The organism is Hahella sp. KA22 (genome assembly GCF_004135205.1).
GTDB lineage: Bacteria > Pseudomonadota > Gammaproteobacteria > Pseudomonadales > Oleiphilaceae > Hahella.
The window spans coordinates 125,662-151,893 of the sequence record NZ_CP035490.1; the positions used below are offsets into that span (position 1 = coordinate 125,662).

At 55.9% G+C, this 26,232-nt stretch carries 30 protein-coding genes; 24 read left to right on the top strand and 6 right to left on the bottom strand.

What is annotated here, in order from left to right; all coding sequences use genetic code 11:
• Positions 1–20: 20 nt before the first annotated feature.
• Positions 21–311, bottom strand: a complete 291-nt coding sequence (locus EUZ85_RS00575) for a DUF6471 domain-containing protein (protein ID WP_241566917.1) — start codon at positions 309–311, stop codon at positions 21–23.
• Between the two features lie 148 nt (positions 312–459).
• Between EUZ85_RS00575 and EUZ85_RS00580 the strand changes: the two genes are divergently transcribed.
• From EUZ85_RS00580 to EUZ85_RS00640, 13 genes are all read left to right on the top strand, one after another.
• Positions 460–864, top strand: a complete 405-nt coding sequence (locus EUZ85_RS00580) for a YjfI family protein (protein ID WP_127974014.1) — start codon at positions 460–462, stop codon at positions 862–864.
• Positions 861–1,544: a PspA/IM30 family protein gene (locus EUZ85_RS00585; RefSeq protein WP_127974015.1), complete on the top strand. Its 684-nt coding sequence runs from the start codon at positions 861–863 to the stop codon at positions 1,542–1,544. The genes EUZ85_RS00580 and EUZ85_RS00585 overlap by 4 nt, the downstream gene beginning before the upstream one ends.
• A gap of 17 nt (positions 1,545–1,561) precedes the next feature.
• Positions 1,562–2,608: a potassium channel family protein gene (locus tag EUZ85_RS00590; RefSeq protein WP_127974016.1), complete on the top strand. Its 1,047-nt coding sequence runs from the start codon at positions 1,562–1,564 to the stop codon at positions 2,606–2,608.
• Positions 2,601–3,245 (top strand): YjfK family protein, encoded by a 645-nt coding sequence (locus EUZ85_RS00595; protein WP_127974017.1) that lies wholly within the window; start codon positions 2,601–2,603, stop codon positions 3,243–3,245. Before EUZ85_RS00590 ends, EUZ85_RS00595 begins: the two co-directional genes overlap by 8 nt.
• A gap of 68 nt (positions 3,246–3,313) precedes the next feature.
• Entirely contained in the window at positions 3,314–3,730 is a 417-nt protein-coding gene (locus tag EUZ85_RS00600; protein ID WP_127974018.1) for a DUF350 domain-containing protein, read from the top strand.
• A gap of 11 nt (positions 3,731–3,741) precedes the next feature.
• Positions 3,742–4,371, top strand: a complete 630-nt coding sequence (locus tag EUZ85_RS00605; RefSeq protein WP_127974019.1) for a DUF1190 family protein — start codon at positions 3,742–3,744, stop codon at positions 4,369–4,371.
• A gap of 3 nt (positions 4,372–4,374) precedes the next feature.
• Positions 4,375–5,538 (top strand): glutathionylspermidine synthase family protein, encoded by a 1,164-nt coding sequence (locus EUZ85_RS00610; RefSeq protein ID WP_127974020.1) that lies wholly within the window; start codon positions 4,375–4,377, stop codon positions 5,536–5,538.
• 111 nt (positions 5,539–5,649) lie between these two features.
• The gene (locus tag EUZ85_RS00615; RefSeq protein WP_127974021.1) at positions 5,650–5,838 is read left to right on the top strand and encodes a DUF6316 family protein; all 189 of its coding nucleotides are present in this window, start codon (positions 5,650–5,652) and stop codon (positions 5,836–5,838) included.
• A gap of 400 nt (positions 5,839–6,238) precedes the next feature.
• Positions 6,239–7,219, top strand: a complete 981-nt coding sequence (locus tag EUZ85_RS00620) for a TRAP transporter substrate-binding protein (RefSeq protein ID WP_127974022.1) — start codon at positions 6,239–6,241, stop codon at positions 7,217–7,219.
• Between the two features lie 103 nt (positions 7,220–7,322).
• Positions 7,323–7,883, top strand: coding sequence for a TRAP transporter small permease (locus EUZ85_RS00625; protein ID WP_127974023.1), 561 nt, complete (start codon positions 7,323–7,325; stop codon positions 7,881–7,883).
• On the top strand, positions 7,880–9,283 hold the full coding sequence (locus EUZ85_RS00630; RefSeq protein WP_127974024.1) for a TRAP transporter large permease: 1,404 nt from the start codon (positions 7,880–7,882) through the stop codon (positions 9,281–9,283). Before EUZ85_RS00625 ends, EUZ85_RS00630 begins: the two co-directional genes overlap by 4 nt.
• Before the next feature lie 217 nt (positions 9,284–9,500).
• Positions 9,501–10,250, top strand: a complete 750-nt coding sequence (locus tag EUZ85_RS00635) for an ABC transporter substrate-binding protein (RefSeq protein ID WP_127974025.1) — start codon at positions 9,501–9,503, stop codon at positions 10,248–10,250.
• Positions 10,251–10,547: 297 nt separating this feature from the next.
• Complete coding sequence (locus EUZ85_RS00640; protein WP_127974026.1) at positions 10,548–11,030, top strand: peptidylprolyl isomerase; 483 nt, start codon at positions 10,548–10,550, stop codon at positions 11,028–11,030.
• Positions 11,031–11,095: 65 nt separating this feature from the next.
• Here EUZ85_RS00640 and EUZ85_RS00645 read toward each other — a convergent pair whose 3' ends face one another.
• From EUZ85_RS00645 to EUZ85_RS00655, 3 genes are all read right to left on the bottom strand, one after another.
• On the bottom strand, positions 11,096–11,878 hold the full coding sequence (locus EUZ85_RS00645) for a DNA-binding domain-containing protein (RefSeq protein ID WP_127974027.1): 783 nt from the start codon (positions 11,876–11,878) through the stop codon (positions 11,096–11,098).
• Positions 11,871–12,734, bottom strand: coding sequence for a DUF692 domain-containing protein (locus EUZ85_RS00650; RefSeq protein ID WP_127974028.1), 864 nt, complete (start codon positions 12,732–12,734; stop codon positions 11,871–11,873). Before EUZ85_RS00650 ends, EUZ85_RS00645 begins: the two co-directional genes overlap by 8 nt.
• Before the next feature lie 121 nt (positions 12,735–12,855).
• Positions 12,856–13,116, bottom strand: a complete 261-nt coding sequence (locus EUZ85_RS00655) for a hypothetical protein (protein ID WP_127974029.1) — start codon at positions 13,114–13,116, stop codon at positions 12,856–12,858.
• A gap of 190 nt (positions 13,117–13,306) precedes the next feature.
• On the opposite strand from EUZ85_RS00655, the gene EUZ85_RS00660 reads away from it, so the two are divergent.
• The 11 genes from EUZ85_RS00660 to EUZ85_RS00710 all read left to right on the top strand — a co-directional run bounded on the left by EUZ85_RS00660 (position 13,307) and on the right by EUZ85_RS00710 (position 23,060).
• Positions 13,307–13,963, top strand: coding sequence for a thermostable hemolysin (locus tag EUZ85_RS00660; RefSeq protein ID WP_127974030.1), 657 nt, complete (start codon positions 13,307–13,309; stop codon positions 13,961–13,963).
• 20 nt (positions 13,964–13,983) lie between these two features.
• A complete protein-coding gene (locus EUZ85_RS00665) occupies positions 13,984–15,483 on the top strand; it encodes an AMP-binding protein (RefSeq protein WP_127974031.1) in 1,500 nt (499 codons plus the stop codon).
• Positions 15,480–16,172 carry a TenA family transcriptional regulator gene (locus EUZ85_RS00670; protein ID WP_127974032.1) on the top strand — a complete coding sequence of 231 codons (693 nt, stop codon included), beginning with the start codon at positions 15,480–15,482 and terminating at the stop codon, positions 16,170–16,172. Before EUZ85_RS00665 ends, EUZ85_RS00670 begins: the two co-directional genes overlap by 4 nt.
• On the top strand, positions 16,162–16,962 hold the full coding sequence (locus EUZ85_RS00675) for an SDR family oxidoreductase (protein ID WP_127974033.1): 801 nt from the start codon (positions 16,162–16,164) through the stop codon (positions 16,960–16,962). The genes EUZ85_RS00670 and EUZ85_RS00675 overlap by 11 nt, the downstream gene beginning before the upstream one ends.
• 49 nt (positions 16,963–17,011) lie before the next feature.
• Positions 17,012–17,656 carry a hypothetical protein gene (locus tag EUZ85_RS00680; protein ID WP_127974034.1) on the top strand — a complete coding sequence of 215 codons (645 nt, stop codon included), beginning with the start codon at positions 17,012–17,014 and terminating at the stop codon, positions 17,654–17,656.
• A gap of 22 nt (positions 17,657–17,678) precedes the next feature.
• Positions 17,679–18,338, top strand: a complete 660-nt coding sequence (locus tag EUZ85_RS00685; RefSeq protein ID WP_127974035.1) for a response regulator — start codon at positions 17,679–17,681, stop codon at positions 18,336–18,338.
• Positions 18,338–19,726 carry an ATP-binding protein gene (locus EUZ85_RS00690; protein WP_127974036.1) on the top strand — a complete coding sequence of 463 codons (1,389 nt, stop codon included), beginning with the start codon at positions 18,338–18,340 and terminating at the stop codon, positions 19,724–19,726. The genes EUZ85_RS00685 and EUZ85_RS00690 overlap by 1 nt, the downstream gene beginning before the upstream one ends.
• A gap of 118 nt (positions 19,727–19,844) precedes the next feature.
• On the top strand, positions 19,845–20,777 hold the full coding sequence (locus tag EUZ85_RS00695; protein WP_127974037.1) for an MBL fold metallo-hydrolase: 933 nt from the start codon (positions 19,845–19,847) through the stop codon (positions 20,775–20,777).
• Between the two features lie 38 nt (positions 20,778–20,815).
• Positions 20,816–21,652, top strand: a complete 837-nt coding sequence (locus tag EUZ85_RS00700; protein ID WP_127974038.1) for a LysR family transcriptional regulator — start codon at positions 20,816–20,818, stop codon at positions 21,650–21,652.
• Between the two features lie 92 nt (positions 21,653–21,744).
• The gene (locus EUZ85_RS00705) at positions 21,745–22,398 is read left to right on the top strand and encodes a sigma-70 family RNA polymerase sigma factor (RefSeq protein ID WP_210408475.1); all 654 of its coding nucleotides are present in this window, start codon (positions 21,745–21,747) and stop codon (positions 22,396–22,398) included.
• Positions 22,395–23,060, top strand: a complete 666-nt coding sequence (locus EUZ85_RS00710; RefSeq protein ID WP_127974039.1) for a ChrR family anti-sigma-E factor — start codon at positions 22,395–22,397, stop codon at positions 23,058–23,060. The genes EUZ85_RS00705 and EUZ85_RS00710 overlap by 4 nt, the downstream gene beginning before the upstream one ends.
• 25 nt (positions 23,061–23,085) lie before the next feature.
• Here the strand turns inward: EUZ85_RS00710 and EUZ85_RS00715 are convergent, their stop codons facing one another.
• Positions 23,086–24,630 carry an amidase gene (locus tag EUZ85_RS00715; protein ID WP_127974040.1) on the bottom strand — a complete coding sequence of 515 codons (1,545 nt, stop codon included), beginning with the start codon at positions 24,628–24,630 and terminating at the stop codon, positions 23,086–23,088.
• Positions 24,627–26,129 (bottom strand): AMP-binding protein, encoded by a 1,503-nt coding sequence (locus EUZ85_RS00720; protein WP_127974041.1) that lies wholly within the window; start codon positions 26,127–26,129, stop codon positions 24,627–24,629. The genes EUZ85_RS00715 and EUZ85_RS00720 overlap by 4 nt, the downstream gene beginning before the upstream one ends.
• Positions 26,130–26,232 lie beyond the last annotated feature (103 nt).

Genomic DNA, 26,232 nt, shown 5'->3' on the forward strand with positions numbered 1-26,232 from the left:
TGGGACCAAGGCCATGGAGTCTATTCCAGATCAGAGTGGTTCACGCCGAGGTCATTAAGGATGTCCATTAATTCTTCTCGCGCCAGCTTCCTCACATTCAGCACCAGAATGATCTGCAGAAACAAATCTGCGCCGAGAATCCCTTTATTAATCTTGTTGCGGAGATTATCCGCACTCTGCTGGGTGCCGATTCGGGCCAGTCTGTCGCTAAGGTCGCTATACTTAACGCCACGTTTGGCCATTTCGAATTTAATGATGCGCGAAGCCAGTTCTCTCCAGGAGTTCATTGACGGTTTGGTTTCATTTTCCATGGCGTCCATTTCTTCTTTATGTAAAAAATACTTTACGTTTATGAGTTAAAATTTACTATAGAGCAAAAAAAAGTTTGTGCAAATAAAAATCTTCGTGTACATTTTTCTACAAGCCTTCAATTGGGGTAAAAATTAATAGGAGAACAAAATGAGCTGGGATCTCTTAAAGCTGGAAAGCCTTTTGAGTCAACGCGATGACTACGCAGTCACCAGAGAAGCGACCTGCCTGTGCATTACTAATAGTGACGGCATCGACGCCTATCTCGCGATCAGCGGCGAACAAATTATTGTCGAGTCTCTGCTGTTTGCAAAAGGCCAAGTCAAAGATTGCGCCCTTCTTAATGAAGACATTTTGAAGACGCATCAAATATTCCCTCTCACCACCATTGGCATCACCAATGTGGAAGGCGAGGACTACTACATGGCTTTCGGCGCCCTGTCGGCCCAATCCAAAGAAGAAAGCATCCTGATCGAGGTTGATATGTTGTTCCAAAACGTTGAGGCGTTTTTGGACGCGTACCAGAACCATCTTGTTAACGGAGTTGAATTATGAGCGTTTGGAAAAAATTAGTGACCGCCATCAAGGGCGGAGCCAACGAAGCGGCGGAAGCGGTTGTGGACAGTCAAGCGCTGCGCATTCTGGACCAGGAAATCCGTGAAGCCAAAGAAGAATTGCGTAAATCCGATCACGCACTGACCCAGATCATGGCGAAAAGAAAGCTGGCCGACCAGAAAGTGGCGAGCCTGAAAGCGTCTATCGCCGAATATGAAAGTCATGCCCGCAAAGCAGCGGACAGCGACCGCAACCTGGCGCTGGAATGTGCGCAAAAAGTGGTTGAGCTACGCGACCAAATGGACGCTGAGCAGAAATACGTGGATCAGTTCAATCAATCTGAACAGACGCTGCGTCGCAATATTTCACAAGCCAAGTCCAACCTGCGTCGCATGGAGCAGCAAATCGACATGGTGAAAGCGACTGAGTCCGTACAAAAAGCGCAAGTAGCTGTGTCTTCCCGTCACATGGGCGCCAACAGCAAAATGAAAACGGCTGCGGAATCGCTGCAACGCATTCAAAACCGCCAGACCCAACGTTCGGCCGAACTGGATGCAGCGGAAGAGCTGGCTTCAGAAGAAAGCGGCGATTCCCTGGACGCAAAACTGAAGGCGGCTGGCATTAACGGCTCCAACGCTAACGCAGATGACGAACTGGCGCGTATACTCGGAGGAAACTGAGTTTAAGAGTTCGTCTGATGCTAATAATAAATAAGATAAAGAGAATCTTTATCCGACACTTTATGGAGCTGCGATGGCAAGGAGTCGCCATCGCATTGCTTTCCTACGTGGGACTGAGTTATTTCTTTCTTTATTTGTCCGGCGAGACGGATTTACTGTCTCTGCCGGATTTTGCTTATTGGCTCGTCGTCACCGCATCCACTGTCGGATATGGAGACTTTTCTCCACAAACCACCGGCGGAAAGCTCGCCGTCTCCATATTCATCATTCCATTCGGTCTGAGTTTATTCGCGTTATTCGTAGGCAGAGTCGCCGTATTCGCCTCCTACCACTGGAAAAAGGGAGTGAAAGGTTTGAAACAACTTGATTGCGACAATCATATTCTCGTCATCGGCTGGAACGAAAGACGCACGCTTCACTTGATCCGGCTCCTGTTGCGCGAACAATTGGGCAGTGAGGAGACCCGTCCGGTGGTGTTGTGCGCCAAAGCCGATATCGAAAACCCGATGCCGGAAGAGATCGGCTTCGTCAGAGTTGAAAGCTACAACAACGACGAACAAATGAGCATGGCCTGCCTGGAGCGCGCCTCCACTATTATCATCGATGCTCCAGAAGACGACGTCACCATGACTGCAGCCCTTTATTGCTCCAGTCGCAACAAAGACGCTCACATGATCGCCTATTTCAACGACGACAATCTGAGCCGCCTGTTGAAAGTTCATTGCCCCAACATAGAATGCACGCCGTCAGTGGACGTGGAGTTGCTGGCGAAGTCCGCCATGCACCCCGGCTCCAGCGCGCTGCATCAGGACCTGCTGAACGTGCAGGACGGCATGACGCAGTACTCCATAAAATACCCGGCTGAAGCCAATAGCGTCCCGCTGCGGGATTTGTTTCTGCCGCTAAAAGAACGTTATGATGCGATCCTGATTGCCGTCGGCGACGGCAAAGGGGCCGTTACTTTGAATCCACCTATGAGCCATACGGTTGCGCCGGGAACCACGATTTACTACATCGCGGACGAACGCATCGATGGACTTGATTGGGAGAAACTCTGTGTTTAGCAAGTTTTTCAAAAAAGATGAACCTAAGTCCCCTTCCGCACCGGAAATCATGGGCTTACGCCTCGGCGGCGCATTCGAACTCGACCAACTCAGACTAAGACTGATAGAGCCTTCCGTGATTTTCGAAGGCGCAGCCAAAACCCAGTTAATTCAGGCGGTAGGTCAAGTGCAGTTGGACGCCAGCAGCACCCTGCTGCGCTTCTACACCGACGACGACGGCTTTATTCAGGTGGTGTTGAACGGCGGCATGACTGAAAACCATATTGAAGACGTCAAGCTCTGGTACTATTACGAGACCCGCGCCGTTGGCAGTCAAGCAGACTGGGATATGTTGATCAACTCCCAGATCAGCCAGCCTGAATACAGTATCGAAGGCCATCGCTTTCAACGTGTTTGGGAAAGCGTCGGAGAGTCATCTCCCCCTGTGGCCATGACGGAAAAAACCACGACCGAAGCCGGCGAAGTCACTGAAACAGATCAGTTCGCCATGCTGTATGAAAGATCCGTGAATGAGGACCTGGACGAGTTTCTCTTGGTCTGCGGCGAAGAAAAAATCATCGATAACCGCGCCGACCGCTGTCTGGTGCTGTCCACCGGCATTAATCTGCGGCCAGCGGATATCGTTATCATCGGATAAATGCGGCGCCCCCGCATTTATCCTCCTCAACCCACAATACCTCATAATTATTAAAGAAGGAGCTGTCCATGGACGCTATCGCACATTCGCTGTTAGGCCTAACGAATTTTGCGATTTACTTTTCTTCCTCATTAGTCCTGCTGTTGGTGTTCAAATTCCTGTATACCCTGGTTACGCCTCACGACGAGTGGAAACTGGTCAAAGAAGGTAAAAGCGTCGCCGCCGCAACAGGCCTTATCGGCGCCGTGATTGGCTTTTCCATCGCACTCGCCGGAGCCGCCTCTAACTCCGTATCCCTGCTGGACTTCTGGGTCTGGGCGGCGGTTGCATTGATTGCCCAGATAATTGCATTCGCCATCATTCGCTTCATCTTCATGCCTAAAATTGTGCAGCGCATTACCGACGGTGAAGTGTCCGCAGGCATCGTACTGGGCGGATTTTCCGTGGCGGTCGGCATCCTGAACGCGGCTTGCATGACCTACTAAGGAGCAGTGGAATGAAGCGTACGAAAGAAATTAATCTCGACAGGATGAAGAAGAACGGCCAGAGCTTTCTGCTGCGGCCCATCACTGTCGCTGTCGCCGGCGTCACGCTCACCGCCTGCTCGGATACCCGCGAAGCTCAGGTTTATAAAGACATGAGCGAGTGCATTAACGAAAACCCAAGCTATGCCTCAGAATGTGAAGCGGCTTACCAGCAAGCGCTGAAACGGGCGAATGAGACCGCGCCCAAATATATGTCCATGCGGGACTGCGAAGCGGAGTTCGGCGCCAACGCCTGCACCAGCTATCAGGGCAGTTCAGGCCAGAGCTGGTTCATGCCCGCCATGGCCGGTTTCATGTTCGCCAAGATTCTGGACTCGAACCGCCGTTACGATTACCAGCCGGTGTTCACCTCCTACTATCGCGGCTCCCCGTTTTACGGCAGCTGGGTGACCTCCGACGGCTATCGCTACGGCAGCACCTACAACCGCAAAGTCACGGTGGACAACAAAGCGTTCCAACCCAAACCAGCGGTGACGCGGACCATTTCCCGCGGCGGCTTCGGCTCGACAGTGAACGCCAAGTCTTCCTGGAGCAGCTCTTCCAAGTCCAGCTCCAGTTCAAGAAGCAGCTGGGGCGGTTAAGCTATGCTGCGCATACCGATCCAGGAGCGGACCCATTGGCGTGATCTCGCCCATGAATACGGCTTCCTGTTTCATACCATGCATGGCGAGGCCTATTGGGATGAGAGCGCTTACTATCAGTTCTCTCTGGAACAGATAGAAACCGGGCTCGAGGATCCCACGGCGGACATCCACCAAATGTGTCTGGAAGTGGTCGACCGTGTGGTGGAGGACGAGCGCCTGTTGCGGAAGTTCAGTATCCCTGAAATGTTCTGGGAAGCCGTGCGCGCTTCCTGGCGCGACCAACAGCCCAGTCTGTATTCGCGCCTGGACTTCGCCTACGACGGCCGCAACCCCGCCAAGTTGTATGAAAACAACGCCGATACGCCTACCAGTCTGTATGAATCCGGTTTCTGGCAATGGTTGTGGCTGGAGGAGAGCGTGCGCAGTGGACGCTTACCCCGCGCCTGCGACCAGTTCAATTCCCTGCAGGAAAAGCTGGTTCGCAGGCTCGCCGAAATCTATGCGCAGACCGATGGACCGGATTTCTACTTCAGTTGCTGCAAAGACACTGAAGAAGATCGCGGAACCATTCAGTATCTGCAGGATTGCGCCGCAGAAGCCGGCATCCCCAACCGCTTTATCTATATCGACGATATAGGACAGGGTGAGCACGGCGAGTTCACCGACCTGGATGACCGGGTGATTGAGCTGATGTTCAAACTGTATCCCTGGGAGTTCATGCAACGGGAAGAATTCGCGCCGTTGATTCTGCAGAACCCCACGCGCTGGATTGAGCCTTTGTGGAAGTCTGTGCTGTCCAACAAAGCGCTACTGCCGATGCTGTGGAAAATGTTCCCGAATCACCCTAATTTGCTGCCGGCCTATTTCGAAGATGACGTCAAGCATGCGCCAGGGGTGGATTTGGTGAAAAAACCGATTTTCTCCCGCGAAGGCGCCAATGTGGCTCTGTATCGCGACGGCGAAATACTCTTCGATACAGACGGCCCTTATGGCGAAGAAGGCTTTATCTTTCAGGCCTACCATCCTCTCCCCAAGTTCGGTGAGAACTACACGCTGATCGGCTCCTGGCTGGTGAACGATCAACCGGCGGGGATCTCAGTCAGAGAGGATAAAGCCCTGGTGACGCAGGACCTTTCCCGTTATCTGCCCCATGTGATTCTGTGAGAGATGTCTCACAGTCTCTGTGGGGATAGACTGATTACTATCTGACCGCCCATTGATTAAACTGCAGCCCGTTTTGTAAATCTGTACCAAAAGATTCTAACGGAGTAGTTTATGACGAGAATCCAACGTAACAATGACGAGCAGGTTTTACATCACCAGCGCAGGGAGCGCTTTTATGAGCAGGACGGTCAGTGGTATTACATGACTCGCGAGCAAATTCCCCTTGGTCCTTACGATAAGCGAGAGCAGGCGCAGAAAGGCTTATCCGCCTACCTCAGTTATCTGAACGCCGCCGATTAATGGGGCCGCCCCGCCCACTTATTTATATTTCCATCAATAAATCCAATCGTTCCCATCATCAAGTTCTGCAGTGATTTGCGCGATTAGCAATAACTGCAGAACTTCACCAGTTTTTCCCGTTCCAGAGCTCACTTCGCCAGGATTTAAAACTCCAGACTTCCTCGCCGACAGGGTATCCACAATTCCACCGGAGAAAAATATGCGGATTCCCGCCCACCGCCGACCAGCTAAATGGGTGGATTTCCACCCATTTAAAAATCCCGCTTTTCCGACAAGTCTCAGTAACACACTGTTATTACTAAAATTTCACGTTAATGCAGAAATTGGCCCGGAGGTTGCTCTTATGTAATCGACTATGGCTTTCGCCTAACCCCAACAAAAACAACATGCGAGGTATAACATGCGTTTCAAAAAACTCCTGACCGCCCTTGTTGGCGCTACGCTGTCTTTCTCTGTTTTCGCTGCTCCCATCCAGATCAAGTTTTCCCACGTTGTGGCGGAAAACACGCCCAAAGGACAGATGGCGATTAAATTCAAGCAATTGGTGGAAGAACGCCTGCCCGGCAAAGTTGAAGTAAAAGTCTTCCCCAACTCCCAGTTGTTCGGCGACGACAACGTATTGGAAGCTATGCTGCTGGGCGACGTGCAATTGGCCGCGCCTTCCCTGTCCAAGTTCGACAACTACACCAAGAAACTGCAAGTGTTCGATCTGCCTTTCCTGTTTCAGGATATGGCGGCGGTAGAACGCTTCCAGAATGGCCCCGCCGGTCAGGAACTGCTGTCCGCGCTGGAGCGTAAAGGGCTGGTTGGCCTGGGTTACCTGCATAACGGCATGAAGCAACTGTCCGCTAACGCCCCTATTCGCGTTCCTGCTGACATCGCCGGCAAGAAATTCCGTATTCAGACTTCCGATGTACTGGCTGCGCAGTTCGAAGCCGTCAAAGCGGTTCCGGTGAAAAAGCCGTTCTCTGAAGTGTTCACGTTGCTGCAAACCAACGCGATCGATGGCCAGGAAAACACTTGGTCCAATATTTACTCCAAGAAGTTCTATGAAGTTCAGGATCACATCACCGAATCCAACCACGGTCTGCTGGACTACCTGGTGGTAACCTCTAAAGAGTTCTGGATGGATCTGCCTGACGACGTGCGCGACACCATCAAGAAGAGCCTGGACGAGTCCATCGCCTACGGCAACAGCATCGCCGCAGAGAAAGACAACAGCGATAAAGAAGCCATCATCGCATCCCGTCGCACCAAGGTATCGTCCCTGACGCCTGAAGAGCGCAAGCAGTGGGTTGACGCCATGAAACCCGTCTGGAAGAAGTTCGAGAAGGAAATCGGCGCAGACCTGATCAAAGCCGCTGAAGCCTCCAATCAATAACCCTCTCGGAGAAAAGGAGCAACCGCCAGGTTGCTCCTATACTTTTGTTATTCGAGCTGTAGAACCGTTTTAAGCCGTACAATAACCAGAATTAGGTCCCATCATGTTTGGTCGAATCGTCCATCGCTTTGAAGAAAGCGTTCTGTGTCTGTTGTTGGTGTCCATGACCCTGCTGGTGTTCTCGGAAACCATGCTTCGTTTCTTTTTCAACACCGGCCTGTTGTGGGCGGAAGAGGCCACCCTGTATTTGGGCGCCTGGATGGTGTTGTTCGGCGCTTCCTACGGCGTCAGGGTGAACGCGCACATTGGCGTGGATGCTTTCGTAAAACTGCTGCCCAGCGGTCCGCGCCGCGCGGTGGCCGCCCTCACGGTGGTGATGTGTCTGGTCTATTGCGGACTGTTCCTGTACGGCGGCTGGATCTATCTCGCCAAGATGTACAAGATCGGCATTGAGCTGAGCGATATTCCTGTGCCTCGCTGGGTCGCGCAAAGCATTCTGTTTATTGGATTCATCCTGCTGGCTATTCGTTTTCTGCAGTTGCTGTGGGGAATCATCACTGGTAAATCCAACGGCTTTGAGTTCGTGGATGAAGCCAAGGAAAGCATGCATCTCGCCGATGAGACGGCGGACTCCTCCTCTCCAGCGCAAGGTAACCGCTCATGACCGCCGCCGTATTATTCATCCTGCTGTTCACTTGCATGCTGATGGGCATGCCGATCGCCGTGGCGTTGGGCCTGTCCAGTATCGTCACGATTTTATTTTTCGCCCCGGACACGTCGCTCGCCTCCATTGCATTGAAGATGTTTGAGGCGACCTCCAGCCACTATACGTTGTTGGCGATTCCGTTTTTTATTCTGTCTTCGGCGTTTCTCTCCACCGGCGGCGTGGCGCGCCGTCTGATTGATTTCGCCGTCAGCAGCGTGGGCCATATTCGCGGCGGCCTGGGTATGGCGTCGGTCATGGCCTGCATGCTGTTCGCAGCAGTGTCCGGTTCCTCACCGGCCACGGTGGCGGCGATCGGCTCCATCGTCATCGCCGGCATGGTGCGTGCGGGCTATCCGCAAAGTTTCGGCGCCGGTCTTATCGCTAACGCCGGCACACTGGGAATTCTGATCCCGCCTTCCATCGTCATGCTGGTCTACGCTGCGGCGACGGAAGTCTCCGCAGCGCGCATGTTCATGGCGGGTTTGATTCCCGGCCTGATGATGGGCGGCATTCTGATGATCGCCATCTATATCGCCGCCCGTATCAAGAAACTGCCCTCGCAGCCGTTCCCGGGCGTTAAAACGCTGGTGAAAACAGGCGTTGTCGCTATGGGCGGACTCATGCTGATCGTGATCGTGCTGGGCTCTATTTACGGCGGCGTCGCCAGTCCGACGGAAGCGGCGGCGGTGGCGGCGGTATACGCTTACCTGATCGCCGTGATCGGCTATCGCGATATCGGCCCCCTGAAAAACGTCGCCTGGCGTAACCAGGGGGAAGCCATTCCCAGCGCAGTAATTCGCAACACCCTGCAGTGCGCTTTGGCGCTGCCTAAGTCAGTAGTAAATCAAGAAGTGCGTCATGTGGTGCTGGATGCAGCCAAGGTCAGTCTGATGCTGTTGTTCATCATCGCCAACGCCATGCTGTTCGCCCATGTGTTGACTTCCGAAGGCATTCCACAAGCCATCGCCGCGACCATCGTAGAGTGGGGCTTGCCGGCCTGGGGCTTCTTGATCGTGGTGAATATTCTGCTGCTGATGGCGGGCAACTTCATGGAGCCTTCCGCCATTCTGCTGATCATGGCGCCGATTCTGTTCCCTATCGCCACCCAACTGGGCATCGACCCGATACACCTTGGCATTATTATGGTGGTGAATATGGAAATAGGCATGCTAACGCCGCCAGTAGGACTAAACTTATTTGTGACGGCGGGCATCACCAATCGCTCCATCGGTTGGGTTATTCGCGCCGCCCTGCCCTGGCTGGGCCTCCTCCTGGGCTTCCTGATTTTGATTACGTACGTGCCGCAGATCTCTCTGTTCCTGCCGGAATATATCGACAAGCTGCAGGGATACAACTAAACGGCGCATCGATAACGGAGGCGTTAGAGAACGCGTAACGAGATTCGCAAACATCCGCAGACTCTCGCGGATATTCAGGGGTAGGTCCCACTACCCCCTTTTTTGCTGACTGACGAGACAGAAAAACATAACAAATAATTATATAAAACAAGGAAATACAACCATCGGGAATAACATGAAATAATAACAAGCAATATTCACACACCCGGAGGCAATAATGAAAATCCTAACTGCAGCCCTAACCGCTCTGTGCATGGGAGCGGCGACGCTGGCGTCCGCTGAAGACAAGCTGATCTTCAACACGCAGGATTTCAGACCTTTCACTTATCTCGAAAAAGGCGAAGTCGCCGGTCCAGGCACAGAGCTGGTAAAACTCATCTGTAAATCCTCCGAGATCCAATGCGAGTTCAACTTGCTGGACTGGACGATCGCCCAGCAACAGGCCAAGGAAAAGCAGGTGGACGGCCTCTATGTTATTGGATGGAACGAGCAGCGCAGCGAATGGCTGCATTATTCCCTGCCCATCCTGAAAACCAGTTACGGTTTCTTTGTTAGCGAAAGCGACACCCGGCAGTACTCGACGCTATATAACTTTTCTGAGCATCAGGTTGGCGTCTTCGGCCCCTCCAACACCTCCAAAACACTAGAGACTATTGGCACCGCCATGCCCACGATGAAAATCGTTCTGGCGAAAGACGATCTGGTGTCTTTCCGAATGCTGAGCGATAAAAAAGTGGACTCGGTTTACTCCAACCGCGATGTCGGCTTTGAGATTTTGCGTCAGTTGGGCCTCAAGAATATTCGCTTCGCCTGGAACCATAAGTCGATTAACTATTATGTCGGCTTTGTGAAGGGCCATACGTCGCGCAAAGTGATCAACAAGTTCAATAAGACTCTGCGGCAGCTATATAAAGATGGCGAAGCCCAGAAGGTTCTGGATAAATATCAGTTGGAATCATCTATGTAAGCGGCGCTGCTGCAAACGCCTCAGCGCCTGTCGCAATCTATCCTCCGCGGATTGTCCGGCGGCCCTTGAGAACTGGGCATAACCTCACTAGACTGGCGGGTACGGCAGGCGGTCCCCTTTTGACAATGGGACCGCTCCAACTTAACTCTGAATATCGTTCCCTTGTTTTAACGCCAGTTGCCTATCTGCGCTTTTAAACCCGGTCCGATTGAGTTTTACGATAACGAGGCGGAAACACACGAGGGAACGCCCACGGCGGCGTGCTCAACCACCTCACCAAACCTTAAAGGTGCTTTTATGTCTGATATCAAACCCCGGGTTGTGAGCATTCACTACACTTTGACTAACGACGACGGCGAAGTGATCGACAGCTCCGTCGGCGGCGAGCCATTGGCCTATCTGGAAGGCGCGCAGAACATTATCCCGGGACTGGAAAACGCCCTGCGTGAACTGTCCGCTGGCGACAAGAAAAAAGTATCGGTCGACCCTGCCGACGCTTACGGCGAATACTCGGCTGAACTGGTTCAGGTCGTTCCGTTGGAAGCTTTCGAAGGCGTAGAGAAAGTTGAGCCTGGCATGCAGTTCCATGCACAGACTGCCGGCGGCGCGCGCGTCATCGTGGTAATGGAAGTGTCCGACGACACCGCCACCATCGACGCCAACCACCCTCTGGCGGGCCAAACTCTGCATTTTGACGTGGAAGTTATGGAAATGCGTGAGCCGACTGAAGAAGAAATGTCTCACGGCCACGTTCACGGCGAGGGCGGACACCACCACTAAGTGGTTAATCCCTTCCCAGAAATAAGAAAGGCGACCTCGGTCGCCTTTCTTATTTCTGGGACGTCTCACGCCTCTTGCGCAAGTCCCTGCAGCAACCCAGCCTGCGTCCAGGTCTGTAACAACTGCGCCGCTCTTTGCGCCGCCCCGTCGCCATGCCACTCCCACAACAGTTCACACAAGTCAGCGAAGTTAGCGCCTTCACTAACGGCTGTAATGGCGGCGGCTTCATCCACCGCCAGGGAACGAAACAAGGTCACCCATTCCGAGCGCCACACCAGCCAGGTTTCCTCTTGCTCCAAAGCCCGGGGTTCCGGCGGCGTAAGCTCTTCTTTCAACGCTTTCCAGATCGACGCTGTATTGAAGAGATGGCGATGCAGCGTCAGCGCCGGGATAAAATCAAAGCGCAAGGTCGGCCAGGCGTCTGGCGCAATCGACTGAAACGCCGTCATGTCTATGGGCTGCGCGTCGCCGGCGTCAAACATAAGACGCAACAAGCGCTCCCATTCCGCCAGTTCAGCCAGCACGCCGTGGCGGCTATAAGGTTCCGTACGGGCAAGATAATCCGGCGCCGCCTCACCGAACCAGCGCACCGAAGTATTTGAGGATGGATGCTGAATAATATAATCGCGACTCATTTGTTTGAATGCCTCATCGCCCAATAATCCGCGTACAGCCGGGTAGTCTTCCGACAACACGCCAATCAGCCGGGTGAAATACGCGTTGCGATAAATCTCGATACGTTGCGCCGCGCTTAATGGCCCTGCGCACAGGGCAGAATCCACTGAGCCGCCCTCCTGCGCGCTAATCGCCGTCAGGAAGTCGTGTTGCAGGCGAGACAAATCAGACATAGGCCGCCTCGCTCCGTACTGCGTCCAGTTGAGGGAACTCCGCTTCCGCAATACGGCGTAGGGTCGCTAACTCGCCCATAAGCTCTGAAAACTCGGGCATTTTGTCATCCCGCTCGATCATCGCCGAAACCTTACCGAAACGGCGCACTGCCAGCCGATAGAGCTCCCATACCGGGTCCGCCACCGGAGCGTCATGAGTATCAACGATGTAGTCGCCATAATCAGAGTGCCCGGCGATATGAAACTGAATCACCCGATCCTGGGGAATGCCGTTCATATAGGTCAGCGCGTCAAACTGATGATTGCGCGCGCTCACGTAAATGTTATTGATGTCCAGCAACAGCCAGCAGTCCGCTTCCTCGGCGACGGCGGCGACAAACTCCCACTCCGTCATGTCGGACTCACTGAAATTCACATAGCTGGATAAGTTTTCCAGGACGATACGACGCCCTAAAAACGATTGCACCTGCTTTACCCGCTCCGCCACATGACGCACGCTCTCGGCGTTATAAGGCAATGGCAGCAGATCATGGGAATTATGGGCGCTGAGGCCGGTCCAACATAGATGGTCGGACACCCACAGCGGATTCACCCGCTCGATTAAGGTTTTCAGGCGAGTTAAATAACCCATATCCAACGCGGCGGTTGAGCCGATGGACAGGGACACGCCATGCATCGCCAGAGGATAGTTTTCACGAATACGGTCAAGGAAATACAGCGGTTTGCCGCCCTCAACCATGTAGTTCTCGCTGATGATCTCAAACCAGTCCACCTGCGGTCTGGTTTCCAGAATATGGGTGTAGTAATCGGGCCTGAGCCCTAGACCAAAACCGGAAAAAGCGGGACGGGTATTCATAGAGATTCAATGCGTCGTGATGAAATGAAAAGTCGAAAACAATATAGACCGTTTTCCTGAAAAGGCGCGTCCGGCGTCACCGCCGGACCAGCGCATATCAACGGTCAACAGGCGCCCGTGATTACTTAACTGTGCCGCCTTTTGCTGAGCACTCGTCCGCAGTCATGCTCAGGAAGCCTTGGCCCTGACAGCTGCCCATGCCTTTGCAATCGTTGTTAGCGGTTTTACAGTCATTGTGACCGGCGCAGCTGTTGACGCCCCAGCAGTGAACCTGTGCTTCGGCAGCGACTGCAGTGGTGGAAGTCAGTGCGGCAGTACCGAAAAATCCCGCAGCAGCGATAGCCAGAGCAGCGCCAGTCAGTTTCTTTTGTGATTGGTTCATAAGAGTATCCTTAAGCAGAAAATAGTGATTGAGAATTTTTTGTCGTCCCAGTTTTGCGACAACGATTGATTTGACCGGGCCGTTTATGAAAAGTTCACGGGTTCTCAAACTCCGAGAAAAATATTTTTTACTTAAGGGTTCCTTAAGCTTGCCAAATTAACCTGCATAGAGACATCCACGAGGAGGCTTTATGCAGCAACCGGACACACTTCCCGCCCCTGAGGCGACAACGGCTATCGACAATCGTTATATCCATGTCGGACCGGGACATCGTTCGCGCGCTGTCGCCGAATCATTCATCCGTCAACGTTTCGATCAGGAGTACGGCGCCAACATCCGTTACTTCATGGAAAATTTTGTTCTCTGCTATGAGCGGGACACGCTGATCTCCGTCCTGGGTTATCAAAGCGCCCAATCCCGCCCGCTGTTTCTGGAGCAATATCTGGATGCGCCCATCGAACAGGTTCTGGCGCGGATTCAGGGCGCACCCTGTTCGCGCAACGGGATTATCGAAGTCGGCAATCTGGCGTCCACGACCCAAGGGGCGTTGCGCCGCCTGATTCTGGTGCTGGGCCGCTACTTTTCCGAACGCAAATATCAGTGGCTGACCCTGACCGTTATTCCAGAACTGTTGAACAGTTTCCGCCGCTTTGACCTGCCCATGATCGAACTCGCCAAAGCGAAGCCGGAAGCCTTAAGCCAGGACGCCGCCGGTTGGGGCAGCTACTACGACAAATCCCCCACCGTGATGGCCATATCCATTCCACACGGCATCCACCACCTGATCAGCAACCCGGTGATGGCGAAGGTATTGGAGCGCTGTCCACAACCGGAACATGAAGACTAACTAACGCAGGGAGAGCTTGCATGACTGCAAACGCCTTAATACAACGCCTGCGCGAACACGCGCGGATCACGCCCGCCCAGATCGCAGTGGAGAATGAACAGGGGACGCTGACTTATGAGACGCTATGGCGCACGGTAGAAAATCTGTCCCGCAAACTGCGAGAGATGGACGTTCGCCGTCTGGCGTTGGAGGCGGACAATGGACCTGCCTGGATCTGCGCCGATCTGGCCTGTTTACACGCTGGCGTCACGCTGATCCCCGTGCCTCTGTTTTTCTCGGCTACTCAGCGGGAGCACTTGCTCAACGACGCCGCCATTGAAATGGTGATCGCACAGTCAGCTCAACCGCCAGCTGTGGACGCGGCAGTCCTGGATGCGGACCTGGGCCTTTACGCCATAGCGACCCACACTAAATCGCCTGCTCAAGAGACCGCCGAAGATATCATCAAAGTCACTTACACCTCCGGCTCCACTGGTCAGCCCAAAGGCGCCCGTTTAAGCGCCGCCGCACTGGAGTCAGTAATGCTGAGTCTGGCGGAAGCGGTTGAAATCGATGAGCCCATCGGTCACTTGTGTACGCTGCCGTTAGCCACCCTGCTGGAAAATATCGCGGGGGTGTATGTCGCGCTATATAAAGGCGGCAGAGTTATCTCTCCCAGTCTGGCCAACCTGGGGCTGAGCGGCTCCAGCGGCCTGGATCTGACGCAGTGGGCGCAGACGCTGCAACGCTGGAATCCGCAAACGCTGATCCTCACGCCGGAGTTGCTGAAGGCGATGTTGTTTCTCATCGCAGGCGGCCAACTGCGTCTGGAGAAACTGCAATTCGTCGCCGTCGGCGGCGCCAAAGTATCGCCAGTCCTGCACGCCCAGGCGACGCAACTGGGCGTCCCTGTGTACGAGGGTTACGGTTTGTCCGAATGCGCCTCCGTGGTCAGCCTCAACCGCCCTTCGGCGTCACGCCCCGGCAGCGTTGGCAAGCCCTTGTCCCACGTCAGTCTGTCCTTCGCCGACGACGGAGAAATTATCGTCGCCGGCGCCGCTTACTGCGGCTATCTGGGAGAGCCGCTCCAGTCCTCGGAAGCGGTTCACACAGGGGATATCGGAAGACTGGACGCGGAGGGTTACCTTTATCTCGAAGGCAGAAAGAAGAACCTGATCGTCACCGCATTTGGCCGCAACCTGTCGCCGGAATGGGTGGAAAGCGAGCTATTGTCCGCCCCCTGTATCGCCCAGGCCGCTGTATTCGGCGATGGCGAACCTTTCAATGTCGCAGTAGTAACGCCCGCCAGACCTGACATCGGCCATGACCTGTTGATGCAGGCGGTGGCGCAGGTTAACCAGCGCCTGCCGGATTACGCCCAGGTGCGCAGCATCATTATCAGCGACGCCCCCTTCAGCGTCGCCAATGGTCAACTTACCGCCAACGGCCGGGTGCGCAGATGCGCCATCGCCGCCAGGCACAAGGACCGTCTCAACGATTTATTTCAATCTTCCCAGCCTTTCACCAGGAGCATGCCATGAGCTTTTACCAACGTCTGCAGGCGGAAACCCAACAGGAACGTAACCGACTGCTATCCAGCCCGATTATCCAGGATGCGCTGCGCGGTGAAATTACACTGAGTCAGTACGTCGCGTTCCTGACTCAGGCCTACCACCACGTCAAACACACCGTGCCCCTGTTGATGAGTTGCGGCGGGCGTCTGCCGGAGCACTACGAATGGCTGCGGGAAGCGGTGGCGGAATACATTGAGGAAGAGTGCGGTCATCAAGAGTGGATTCTGAACGACATCGCCGTTTGCGGCGGTGACAAGGAAGAGGTGCGACGCAGTCGTCCGCATCTGACCACGGAACTGATGGTGGCGTACGCTTATGACACCGTCATGCGGGTTAACCCGCTGGGCTTCTTCGGCATGGTGCACGTGCTGGAAGGCACCAGCGTCACGACCGCCACACAGGCTGGCGAAATCATTCAGAAAACGCTGGGACTGCCTAATCAGGCGTTTAGTTACCTGTTCTCCCACGGCAGTTTGGATCAGGACCACATCTGCTTTTTCGAAAACCTGATGAACAAAATCGAGCGCCATGAAGACCAGCAGGCCATCATCCACGCCAGCAAGGTCTTTTATGAACTGTACGGCGCCGTCTTCCGCGCTTTGCCTCGAAACCATGAGCGCGAGGCGCTTAATCAGGAGAGTCACCATGCAGCTTAAAGATAAAACCATTCTGCTCACCGGCGCCACTGGCGGCATTGGCGAAGCTCTGGCGTTGCGGCTCGCCAATCAGGGCGCCGCGCTTGTCATCACAGGTAGAAACGCAGACAAACTGCAAAAGCTGCAGGCGCGCATTCTGGCCAACGGCGGCCGCTGCCGCAGCATCGTGGCGGATATCAGTCTGGAGGCGGGAATTTCCATCGTCGCTCAAGAGGCGGCGCGGGAGCCCAAAGTGAATATGCTCATCAACAACGCTGGCGTGAGCGATTTCAATGAGTTTGAAGACCAAAGCCCGGAACGCATCCGCACCCTGATGGAAGCCAACGTCACCGGCCCCATGCTGCTGACCCAACGTCTGCTGCCGCTGTTGCGCATTCAGCAGGGCACGATCGTCAATATCGGCTCTACGTTCGGCTCCATAGGCTATCCCGGTTTCGCCGCCTATTGCGCGAGCAAATTCGCCATGCGCGGTTTCAGCGAGGCCCTGCAGCGTGAGCTGGCGGACTCGCCAATGCAGGTGCTGTACGTCGCGCCCCGCGCCACCCGCACCGCCATCAACAGCTCCGCCGTCGAGTCCATGAATGCGGAGCTGGGCAACCACATGGACGAGCCGGACTGGGTCGCGGAGCAAATCTGCGCCGCCATCATTCGACGCTCTCCACGGGTTTACCTGGGCTGGCCGGAAAAACTGTTCGTGCGTCTCAACGCCTTATTTCCAGCCCTGGTAGCGGCTTCCATCAGCAAGCAGCTTCCCATTATTCGCAAATATCTGGCGCGTCAGAACGCCTGAACCAATGGCTCACAACGTCATAGCGTCCGAACAATAGAGGAGAATTTTTATGTCATACACACTTTTCGCCCGCGCACTGATCGTAGCCGGAGCCATGTCCCTGGGAGCCGCCTCCGCGCATGCGGAAGAGGTCGCGGGCTACGTCAAAGACCTTTATCACGGCTGGGCGCACGTTCGCTATGAAGTTGACGCCAAAGAGCAGGAGAAAGGTTATCAGAACCTGAAAGGTCAGGCGGATCAGGCGGTGGACGCACATCCCGAAGATCCTAATGTGTGGATCTGGAAAGGCGTCATCACCAGCACCTATGCCGGCGCCAAAGGCGGACTCAAGGCGCTATCCCTGGTGAAAGAGGCCCGGGACTGCTTCGAAAAGGCCATGGCCCTCAACGCCAACGCCTTCGGCGGCTCCGCTTACACCAGTCTTGGCGCACTGTATTACCAGGTCCCAGGCTGGCCGCTCAGCTTCGGCGACGACAAGGAAGCCGGCAAACTGTTGCGCAAAGGCCTGGAAATCAACCCAGATGGTATTGACGCCAACTTCTTCTACGGAGACTATCTGCGAGAGCAAGGCGATCTTAAACAAGCTAAGCTATACCTTGAAAAGGCATTGCAGGCGACGCCGCGCCCTGACCGCCAAGTCGCCGACGCCGGACGTCGCGGTGAAATCCAGGCGCTGCTGAAAAAAATGAAATAAACACGGAGCATGATGTAGCGCAATGCGCATTTTATTGGTGGAGGATGACGAGTTACTGGCCGACGGCATCCAAACCAGTTTGACCCAACAGGCCAATACGGTGGACTGGGTGGCCTCTGGCGAGGCCGCTCTTCACGCTCTGAAGCTGGAGCAATTCAATCTCGTCATCCTGGACCTGGGATTGCCTGATATCGACGGACTCACTGTCCTGAAGCGCCTGCGTGATCGCGGCGATGAGATACCGGTTCTGATTCTCAGCGCCCGTGACCAGGTGCAAGATCGCGTCAAAGGCCTCGACGCCGGGGCCGACGATTACCTCTTGAAGCCTTTTGATGTGAGCGAACTCAAGGCCCGTTTGCGCGCGCTGAGTCGACGCGGCTCAGGTAATGCGCATCCGGAAATCCAGATCGCCAATATCCGCATTCTGCCCTCTTCCTATCAAGTGTATAAAAACAACGAGGAAGTGCGTTTGTCGCGCCGGGAATATGCGCTCCTGTATGAGCTGGCCTCCCATCGCGGCAGGGTGCTGTCCAAAGACCAGTTGGAAGAGCTTGTCTACGGCTGGTCCGACGATGTGTCCAGCAACACCATGGAAGTCCATATTCACAACCTGCGCAAAAAACTCAACGCCGACCTGATTAAAACCGTTCGCGGCATGGGTTACATGATCGAGAAGGAATAATGCGCTCCATCAAACGTTTTCTGCTGATTTCACTGATCGCCATTATCTGTCTGGGCGGTCTGTTCACCGCCCTGGCCAATTACCACGATTCCCAGGAACAGGTGGAAGAGCTGTTCGACGCCGAGCTGGCGCAAATGGCCCGCATGCTGCAAAGCCTGCTGGCCAGCCAGATGAAGCGGACCAACCTGGATCACCTGCAAGACGCTCTGGTGTATGAAGACTACGCCATCGACGAGAGGGAAGAAGCGGGCTTGAGCGATGGCGAGGAATACACGCCGCTGGGCCATAAATATGAGAAGAAGCTGGCGTTTCAGGTCTGGAGCGAGAGCGGCAAGCTGCTGATTCAGACCAAATCCGCCTCACAGGGCTTCACCCGGCATCAGGCGGGCTTCAACTCCGACAAAGTCGATGGCGAGTCATGGCGCACCTTTACTTTATTCGATGAAAATCTGCGCATCTGGATTCAGGTAGCGCAGCAGGAAGACGTGCGCAGCGAGCTGACGGAGGAAATCGCCGAGCACGTGATCTGGCCGTCGCTACTGCTGATTCCCATTATTCTGCTAGGCGTCAGCTGGGCGGTCACGCGGGCTTTGAAGCCTCTCTCCACCATCTCCAAGGAGCTGAAGCAGCGGGACTACGCCAACCTGCAAGTCCTGGATGACGCCAATTATCCCTCGGAACTCGCCATCCTGGTGGACGCCATCAACGATCTGTTCCAGCGTCTGCAGGCCACGTCGGACCGTGAACGCCAGTTCACCGCCGATGCAGCCCATGAACTACGCACTCCCCTCGCCGGGGTGAAAGTGCATTTGCAGAACGCCCAGGAAATGGCGCAATCCGAGCCGGTTTCCGACTGCCTGCGCAAAGCCCTGCGCGGACTGGATCGTCTGATTCACATGGTGGAGCAGTTGTTGCAGCTTAGCCGTCTCGACCACGAGCGCGCCCTCAGCGACGCCCAGCCTGTGCAGATAGATATGCTGTGCCAGGATATCCTGCGGGAATCACAGCCCTTGATAGAAGAAAAGAATATCCGCGCTGAATTCAATGTGGACGCCTGCGCGCCGATTCAGGGCAATCCCGCCGCACTGAGCATCTTGCTGCGTAATCTGGTGGACAACGCCTTGCGCTATTCGCCCAAAGACTCGCAGATCACCCTGCAAGTGAAGGATAAAACCCTGGTGATAGAAGATCAGGGGCCCGGCATTCCCCCAGAGCAGCGTCAGCAGGCGATGGAGCGATTTCACCGCGGCAAGCAGCAAAATGAGATCGGCAGCGGACTGGGCCTCTCCATCTGCCAACGCATTGCAGATCTGCACCAGGCGCGCATTTCCTTGGACGGCCGGCAGGACCAGCAACCCGGACTGCGCGTACAGGTTTCGTTCCCCTGATCACGATCTCGCGCGCTTTATCCATATAGTTTTTATTGTTTTTGTATAGAAACACTATATTTTAACTATAAAAACGTCTGTCTTATTCTGCAGGGACACCCACCCACAGGAATAAGACATGACGCTCTGGAGTCCTCACTCACGCAAAGTTTTCGTCAGCCGCCTGCAAGCGATCGCGGCGGCCATGGTATTACAAATCCTGATTGCGCCATCCGGGCGCGCCGAGGGGATTAGTTTTTCTTACATCGAAACCGGAGCCTCCAGCGGCGCCCAGGAAGCCATGGTGGTGGCCAGCGGCAGCTGGTTCACCCGACGCAAGCTATCCCATGGCGCGGTGTTTATTCACCACCCGGACGGCGACTTGCTTTACGACACCGGTCTGGGACGCCAGGTGGATGCTCAGTTTGAGGTAAATCCCTGGTGGGCGCGCTCATTATTCGCTTACGAGAAAGGCGTCCCTGTCGCCGACCAGTTGGCGGCGAACGCTTATGACGCCAATAACCTGAAAGCGATCGTACTGTCCCATTTGCACTGGGATCACGCCAGCGGCGTGGTGGATTTCCCCGGCGTTCCCATCTGGGTGCAGCAAAAGGAGTACGATGCCGCCTTGCAAGGCAAGCCGCCGGCCTTTCTGCATTCACAACTGGAGGGAGCGAATACCGACTTGCGTTTCCTGATGCTGGAGGACACTGAGTTCAAAGGTTTCGAGCGCAGTCTGGATGTTTACGGCGACGGTTCTGTCGTCTTGGTGGAGATTCCCGGTCATACCCGCGGTCAGTTAGGGTTGTATTTGACTCTGAACGCGCAGACCCGGTATTTCTTTATCGGCGACGCCACCTGGACCCTGAAAGGGGTTCAGGATAACAGCCCTCGTCCCGGATTTGTGCGCTGGCTGGCCAGTCTCAATGATGACGACAGCCTGACGGAGCGCATGGTGGCGCAGCTACACGCCTTGCAAGAGCAGGAGCCAGATCTGACCATTGTGCCGGCGCATGATGAATGGATCGCCGCCGGCCTGCCCCATTACCCTGAGTTCTCTGTGCAACAGTAAAGAGATCAACGGGTTAACTTTCTATCAACGGAGCCAGCATGGATTTGAGAGCCTTGCGTTATTACGTCGCCGCGGTGGAGACTGGCAGCATCACGGCGGCGGCGGAACAGTGTCATGTGGCGCAACCGTCCATTTCCCTGGCGGTCAGTAAGCTGGAAAGTGAATTGGATACGCTGTTGCTGGAACGGGGCAAAAAGGGCGTGCGCACTACCCGCGCCGGTCGTGAATTGCACCATATGGCCCGCCGTTTATTGGCGCAAAGCGACGCCCTGGTGAAACATTTTCAGCAAAGTGCGCCGTTACCGCCGCTGCGTATCGGTCTGGACCTGGTGGTCAGCCTGGAGCGCGTCAAAGCGTTGCTGGCGCGTCTGGCGCCGCTGCAATCCCGGATGCAGCTGGAACTGCTGCGCGGCGAGGAAAATACCGATATTCGCATCGTGAGCCGCGACCACTGCCCGGAAAACTACCACTTCAGTCCCCTCTGGCGGGATGAGTACTGTCTGTTGCTGCCCGCCAATCATCCATTGTCCCTGCGGAACCAGCTTGGCGTCAGCGACCTGAACGGCATTGGATTGGTGGAGCGCTCCTTCTGTGACCTGTCCGGACAATGGCGCGCCTTCGCAGAGCGGCATCAACTGGATTTCGCCATCACCGCACGCACCGACAATGAAGAGTGGGCCCTGGCTCTGGTCGCCGCCGGCGTCGGCGCCTGTCTGGCGCCTCAGGGGATCGACGCCAGCACGCCTGACGGGGTCATCGCCATCCCTCTGTCGCAGATTGAAGGATTCCCGGACATCAAACGGGAACTGGGGCTCGCTTGGTCTCCTCTGCTTCGCACGGAAATAAAGGACGCGCTACTTCCTCTGTTCGACTGAATTTGAGCGCCCCCCAATTGAACTGATCCAAAACCTCAGTAGCAGCGTAATTAGAACATTATTTGCCCGGTTTATTTTGGAGCTGCTACGCTATGCAGGTAAGTAACAACGTCATAGTGCTACCGATTAATCGAAAGATGGACCCTAACCAACAGGACCCGGATGCGGGCGAGGACTCCGCATCCTCTAGAGATGTCCTGGCGCCCCTGATAGAAGCGGTAGCCGCACAGCGGGACCGGGATGCGTTCCGTCAACTGTTCCAGGCGTTCGCCCCCAAAGTGAAGGCATACGCCATCAAACAGGGCATGCTGGAGCACGCAGAGGAACTGGTGCAGGAAGTCATGGTCAACGTATGGCGGCGCGCCGCCCAGTTCGACCGCGAAAAGGCCGCGGCTTCCACTTGGCTGTTCGCCATCGCCCGTAATGCGCGTATCGACCTGCTGCGTAAACTGGGACGCTCCAGCCAGGAAACCCAGGTGGAAACAGACTATCTGTGGAGCCTGCCAGGCTCCGATGAGCCCACCGGCGCGTTTCAGCAGGCCGTCATTGTGCGCAATATTCGTCAGTCGCTGGGGGATCTGCCGCAAGAACAACGAGACGTCATCGCCAAAGTCTATCTGGAAGACAAGTCTCATCAGCGGGTGGCTGAAGAGCTCAGTCTGCCGCTGGGCACCGTGAAAAGCAGGGTCCGTCTGGCTCTGCAGAAACTGAAGGTGATTTTGCAGGAACGGGAAAAAGCAGTATGAGTCAACATCACCCCAGTGATGACATTATGATGGAATACGCCGCAGGTTGCGCCTCGACGCATCTGGCTTTGTGCGTCGCCGTTCATCTGCAGTACTGCCCTCGCTGTCGCGCCAACATCCAGCGCCTCAGTGCACTGGGCGGGGAAATGCTGCAGCAATTGCCCCAGGAAGACCTCAGCGAAGCGTTATTCGAACGCATCATGCTGCGTATTGATCTGGAAGAAAGCGCGCCAGCAGCGCCGCAAAAGCCCGTGGAAGACCTGCTACAGCGCTGGCTGCCAGATGGCCTGAACGCCGTAAGCTGGCGCAAACAGTGGTTCAAAGTGTACGAGTACGTGCTGGAAGTTTCACGCAAAGGCCGGCAACGCCTTAGTCTGCAAAAGATCTCCGCTGGCGGCCGCGCGCCTCTGCACGCGCACTATGGCCAGGAGGTGACCGTCGTGCTGCAGGGAGGGTTTTCCGACGAATTGGGCGTGTATGAAGAAGGCGACTTCGTCATTCGCAGCGGGGATCAACGCCATCGCCCCCGCGCTCTGGAAAACGAGGACTGCATCTGCCTTGCTTATCTGGACGCGCCGGTGTGTCTGGCCGGCCCCATCGGTCGCTGGATCGAACGCTTTAGACGGCTGTTCATGCCGGATCTGAACGCGCCCGCCAGTTAACCGACACTCATGCGGCGGCGAGGGATCACCCCTCCGCCGCTATCCGTCCTCCCCAGTCATAACCCGCCGTTTTGCGCCACGCCAGATGCGCGGCTGACGTCATGTTAGGCGGCTCCGCCAGCGGCGGCCGTCGCTGGAACCAGGGCAAGGCGCGTTCCATCTGCGCCGCCAGACTGAACAGAAGGCGCTCCTGACCAATGCCCGCGGCAAACTGCACGCCAATGGGCAGGTCATCCTGATTCCACCATACCGGCAACATCATGGCGGGCTGGCCGCCCATATTGAACAAAGGAGAGAATGGAGTCAGAGAAAAGCTTCTGGCGCGAATATTCTGCGCCAACAGATTCAACAGTGGCGTCATCGGAAAACTGCGCGCCAGCTCCAGTAGCAGTTTCTCCTGCTGGGAATGGGCTAGCTCGCCAAGACGCATCGGCGGTCCGGCCATGGCTGGGGTGAGCAATACGTCAAACTGCTGGAACAAGGCTTCCAGCCTGCGCCCCGCCTGATTCATCACCTGGGTCGCCCAGGCGAATTCCGCAGCGGTCTTGCTCAGTCCCAAGTTGAACAACAGATGCGTCGCCAACTCCAGGTCGCCTCGACGCGGTCGACCGCTGGGGCTGACCTGCCGCACCATCTGCGCGGTTTCTCCCGCCACGATAGTCAGGTAGGCCTGCGTAAGCTCTTCTTCATCCAGGCTCAGCGTATGCTGGATCACCTCATGGCCCATGTCCTCGCAGACCATGGCGGCGCGATCCAGCGCCAGCAGGCTGTCATTATTCAGCGTGGCGCTGAAGAACGGCTTTTCGCAAATGGCGATGCGCAAGGGACGACGCGGTCCCGTCAGCGCCCGGCGATAGCATTGCTCGGTATTCTCCAGTCCCGCGCTCACACTTAACAGCATGGCGCTGTCGCGTACGCTGCGGGAGATCACATGGTCCACCGCCATACCCTGCAGCCTCCGCCCCCAAGTGAGCCCTTCCGGTTCCCGTCCTCTGGAGGGTTTGAAGCCAAACAGACCGCAGGACACCGCCGGCGCACGCAGAGAGCCGCCAATATCCACCGCATGCGCAACCGGAGTCATGCCCACCGCCACCGCCGCTGCAGCGCCGCCGCTGGAGCCCCCCGGCGACCGGCTCAAATCCCAGGGATTGCGAGAGGCGCCAAAGAGTTGCGGCTCCGTAGTCACCGCCAGCCCCAATTCCGCTGTATTGGTCTTGCCGGCGATCACCAGTCCTGCGCGTCGATAACGCTGCACCAGTTCACAGTCATGAAATACCGGACGTGAGCAAAACAGGCGCGAGCCGGCGGAGGTCGGCGTCTTGCGCACTTCCGCATTCAGGTCCTGCAGCAAAAACGGCGCGCCATACAAAGGCTGTTGCGGCTGCAACTGGTTAAGTTGCGCTCTGGCCTGATCATAGAGTTTATTGATCACCGCGTTCACCAACGGGTTGCGGGACTCAATGCGGGTGATCGCCGCCTCCAGCAGTTCGTCGGGGCTCATTTCTCCAGAGCGCGCCAGCTCCGCCAAACCGATGGCGTCATACTTTTCATATTCGGGAAACGGGATCAAGACAGCGCCTCCCCTGCCTTGCTGTCCTCCTTCGGCGAGGCCATGCGTTTAGTGGCTTCGAGCAACTCATACACCGCGTCGATATCTTCTTGATAGGTTTGCTGGATGGCCTCGCGATTTTTACGTCCCGACGAATGCAGCAATCCATTGGCTACATTGAACGCCTGAGTTGCGCCAACCACCGCCTTGATCTGCGCAAACTCCGGCAAACGACGATTTACCCTTTCCACAATGGCGGTCAGCTCATCCGCATCTTCCGCTACGATCACCGCCACCAGATTGGACTTTCCCGCGCCGAATACCGCCGCCTGCCGGATCTGTGGATCTCCGGTCAGCTCCGCTTCGATCCAGTCCGGGGAGATTCTGCGTCCCTCAGCGGTCACCAGCACATCTTTTTTGCGCCCGCGTATAAATAAAAATCCTTCGTTGTCCATATATCCCAGGTCTCCGCTGTTCCATTGTGCATTGGGGCGACGCGGCTCGCCGCCCAGGTAACCGAGGCTCAGCGCCCCGCCCACCATGACTTCTCCCTCTTCACTGATACGCACCCGCGAGTGCGGTAAAGGTTTTCCCACAGAGCCTGGCTTATACGCCCTGGGCGTACTCAAACACACCATCGAGCCAGCTTCGTTCAAGCAGTACCCCGCATATACCGGCGCGCCCTGGCGCCGCGCCGCATTAATCAGACGCCTGGATGCGGGAGCGCCGATCAGGGTCACATGACGCATGGCGTCCAGAGTCAGGGAACGGGACTGCATATAACTGAGCAGGGGTTTTAATAGTTCCGGGGTGATCAGCAGGGTGGAGGCGCGATAATCCACCAGGCTGCGATAGAGTTCCGCCGGATTAAAGACAGTGGAGCCGAATCCACACTGTTCGGCGGGAAGCATGATCGTCGCCGCGCCCATCGCCAGGGCGGCGCCGGTTCCGGCCACCCGCTCCGCCAGCGAGGTCAGCGGCAATAGACAAAAATGGCGATCTTGCGCGGTGAGCTTGGCGCTGGCGCACACCGACGCGGACACGGCGTCCAGCGTCTGACGGTTCAGGCATACGCCACGCAGCATGTCCTCGTCATCCACATGAAAAGCGACCCGGTCCACGTCCGCCATGGGATCGCTGTATAAACCGGTCAAAGCCAGCTGATGACCGCCGACCTGCAATAGACGGCTTTCCGGCCATAATTTGCGGAGACGCACGCCGCCGGCGTCAAAGCAGATAACCGCTTCGAGACCCGCCTGGCGGATAGCATGACGTAACTGCTCATCGCTGAGCGTCGGGGGTAGCGGTGCGCACAGAGCGCCCGCGCGGGCGGCGGCCAGGTCGGCGACAATCCAGGCGACGTCATTGGCGCCCAGGATGCCCACACGACGAATCGAGTAGCTTTTCAGACGGACGACAAGCGCATCCGCCTCCTGACGGAGTTTCGCGAAACTCATACGTTCGCGAGCGGTGATCAACGCATCGCCCTGGATATTTTCCAAATACTGCAGAGTGCTCATAAGCAGCGTTCCTCCACAGTGGCGCCATACCCAGCGCTTGCGCGCGCTGAGTCGAATGGCGGCGATAACCGTAAGAGCGCGCTGGCGACAGCTCTTTCAGCGT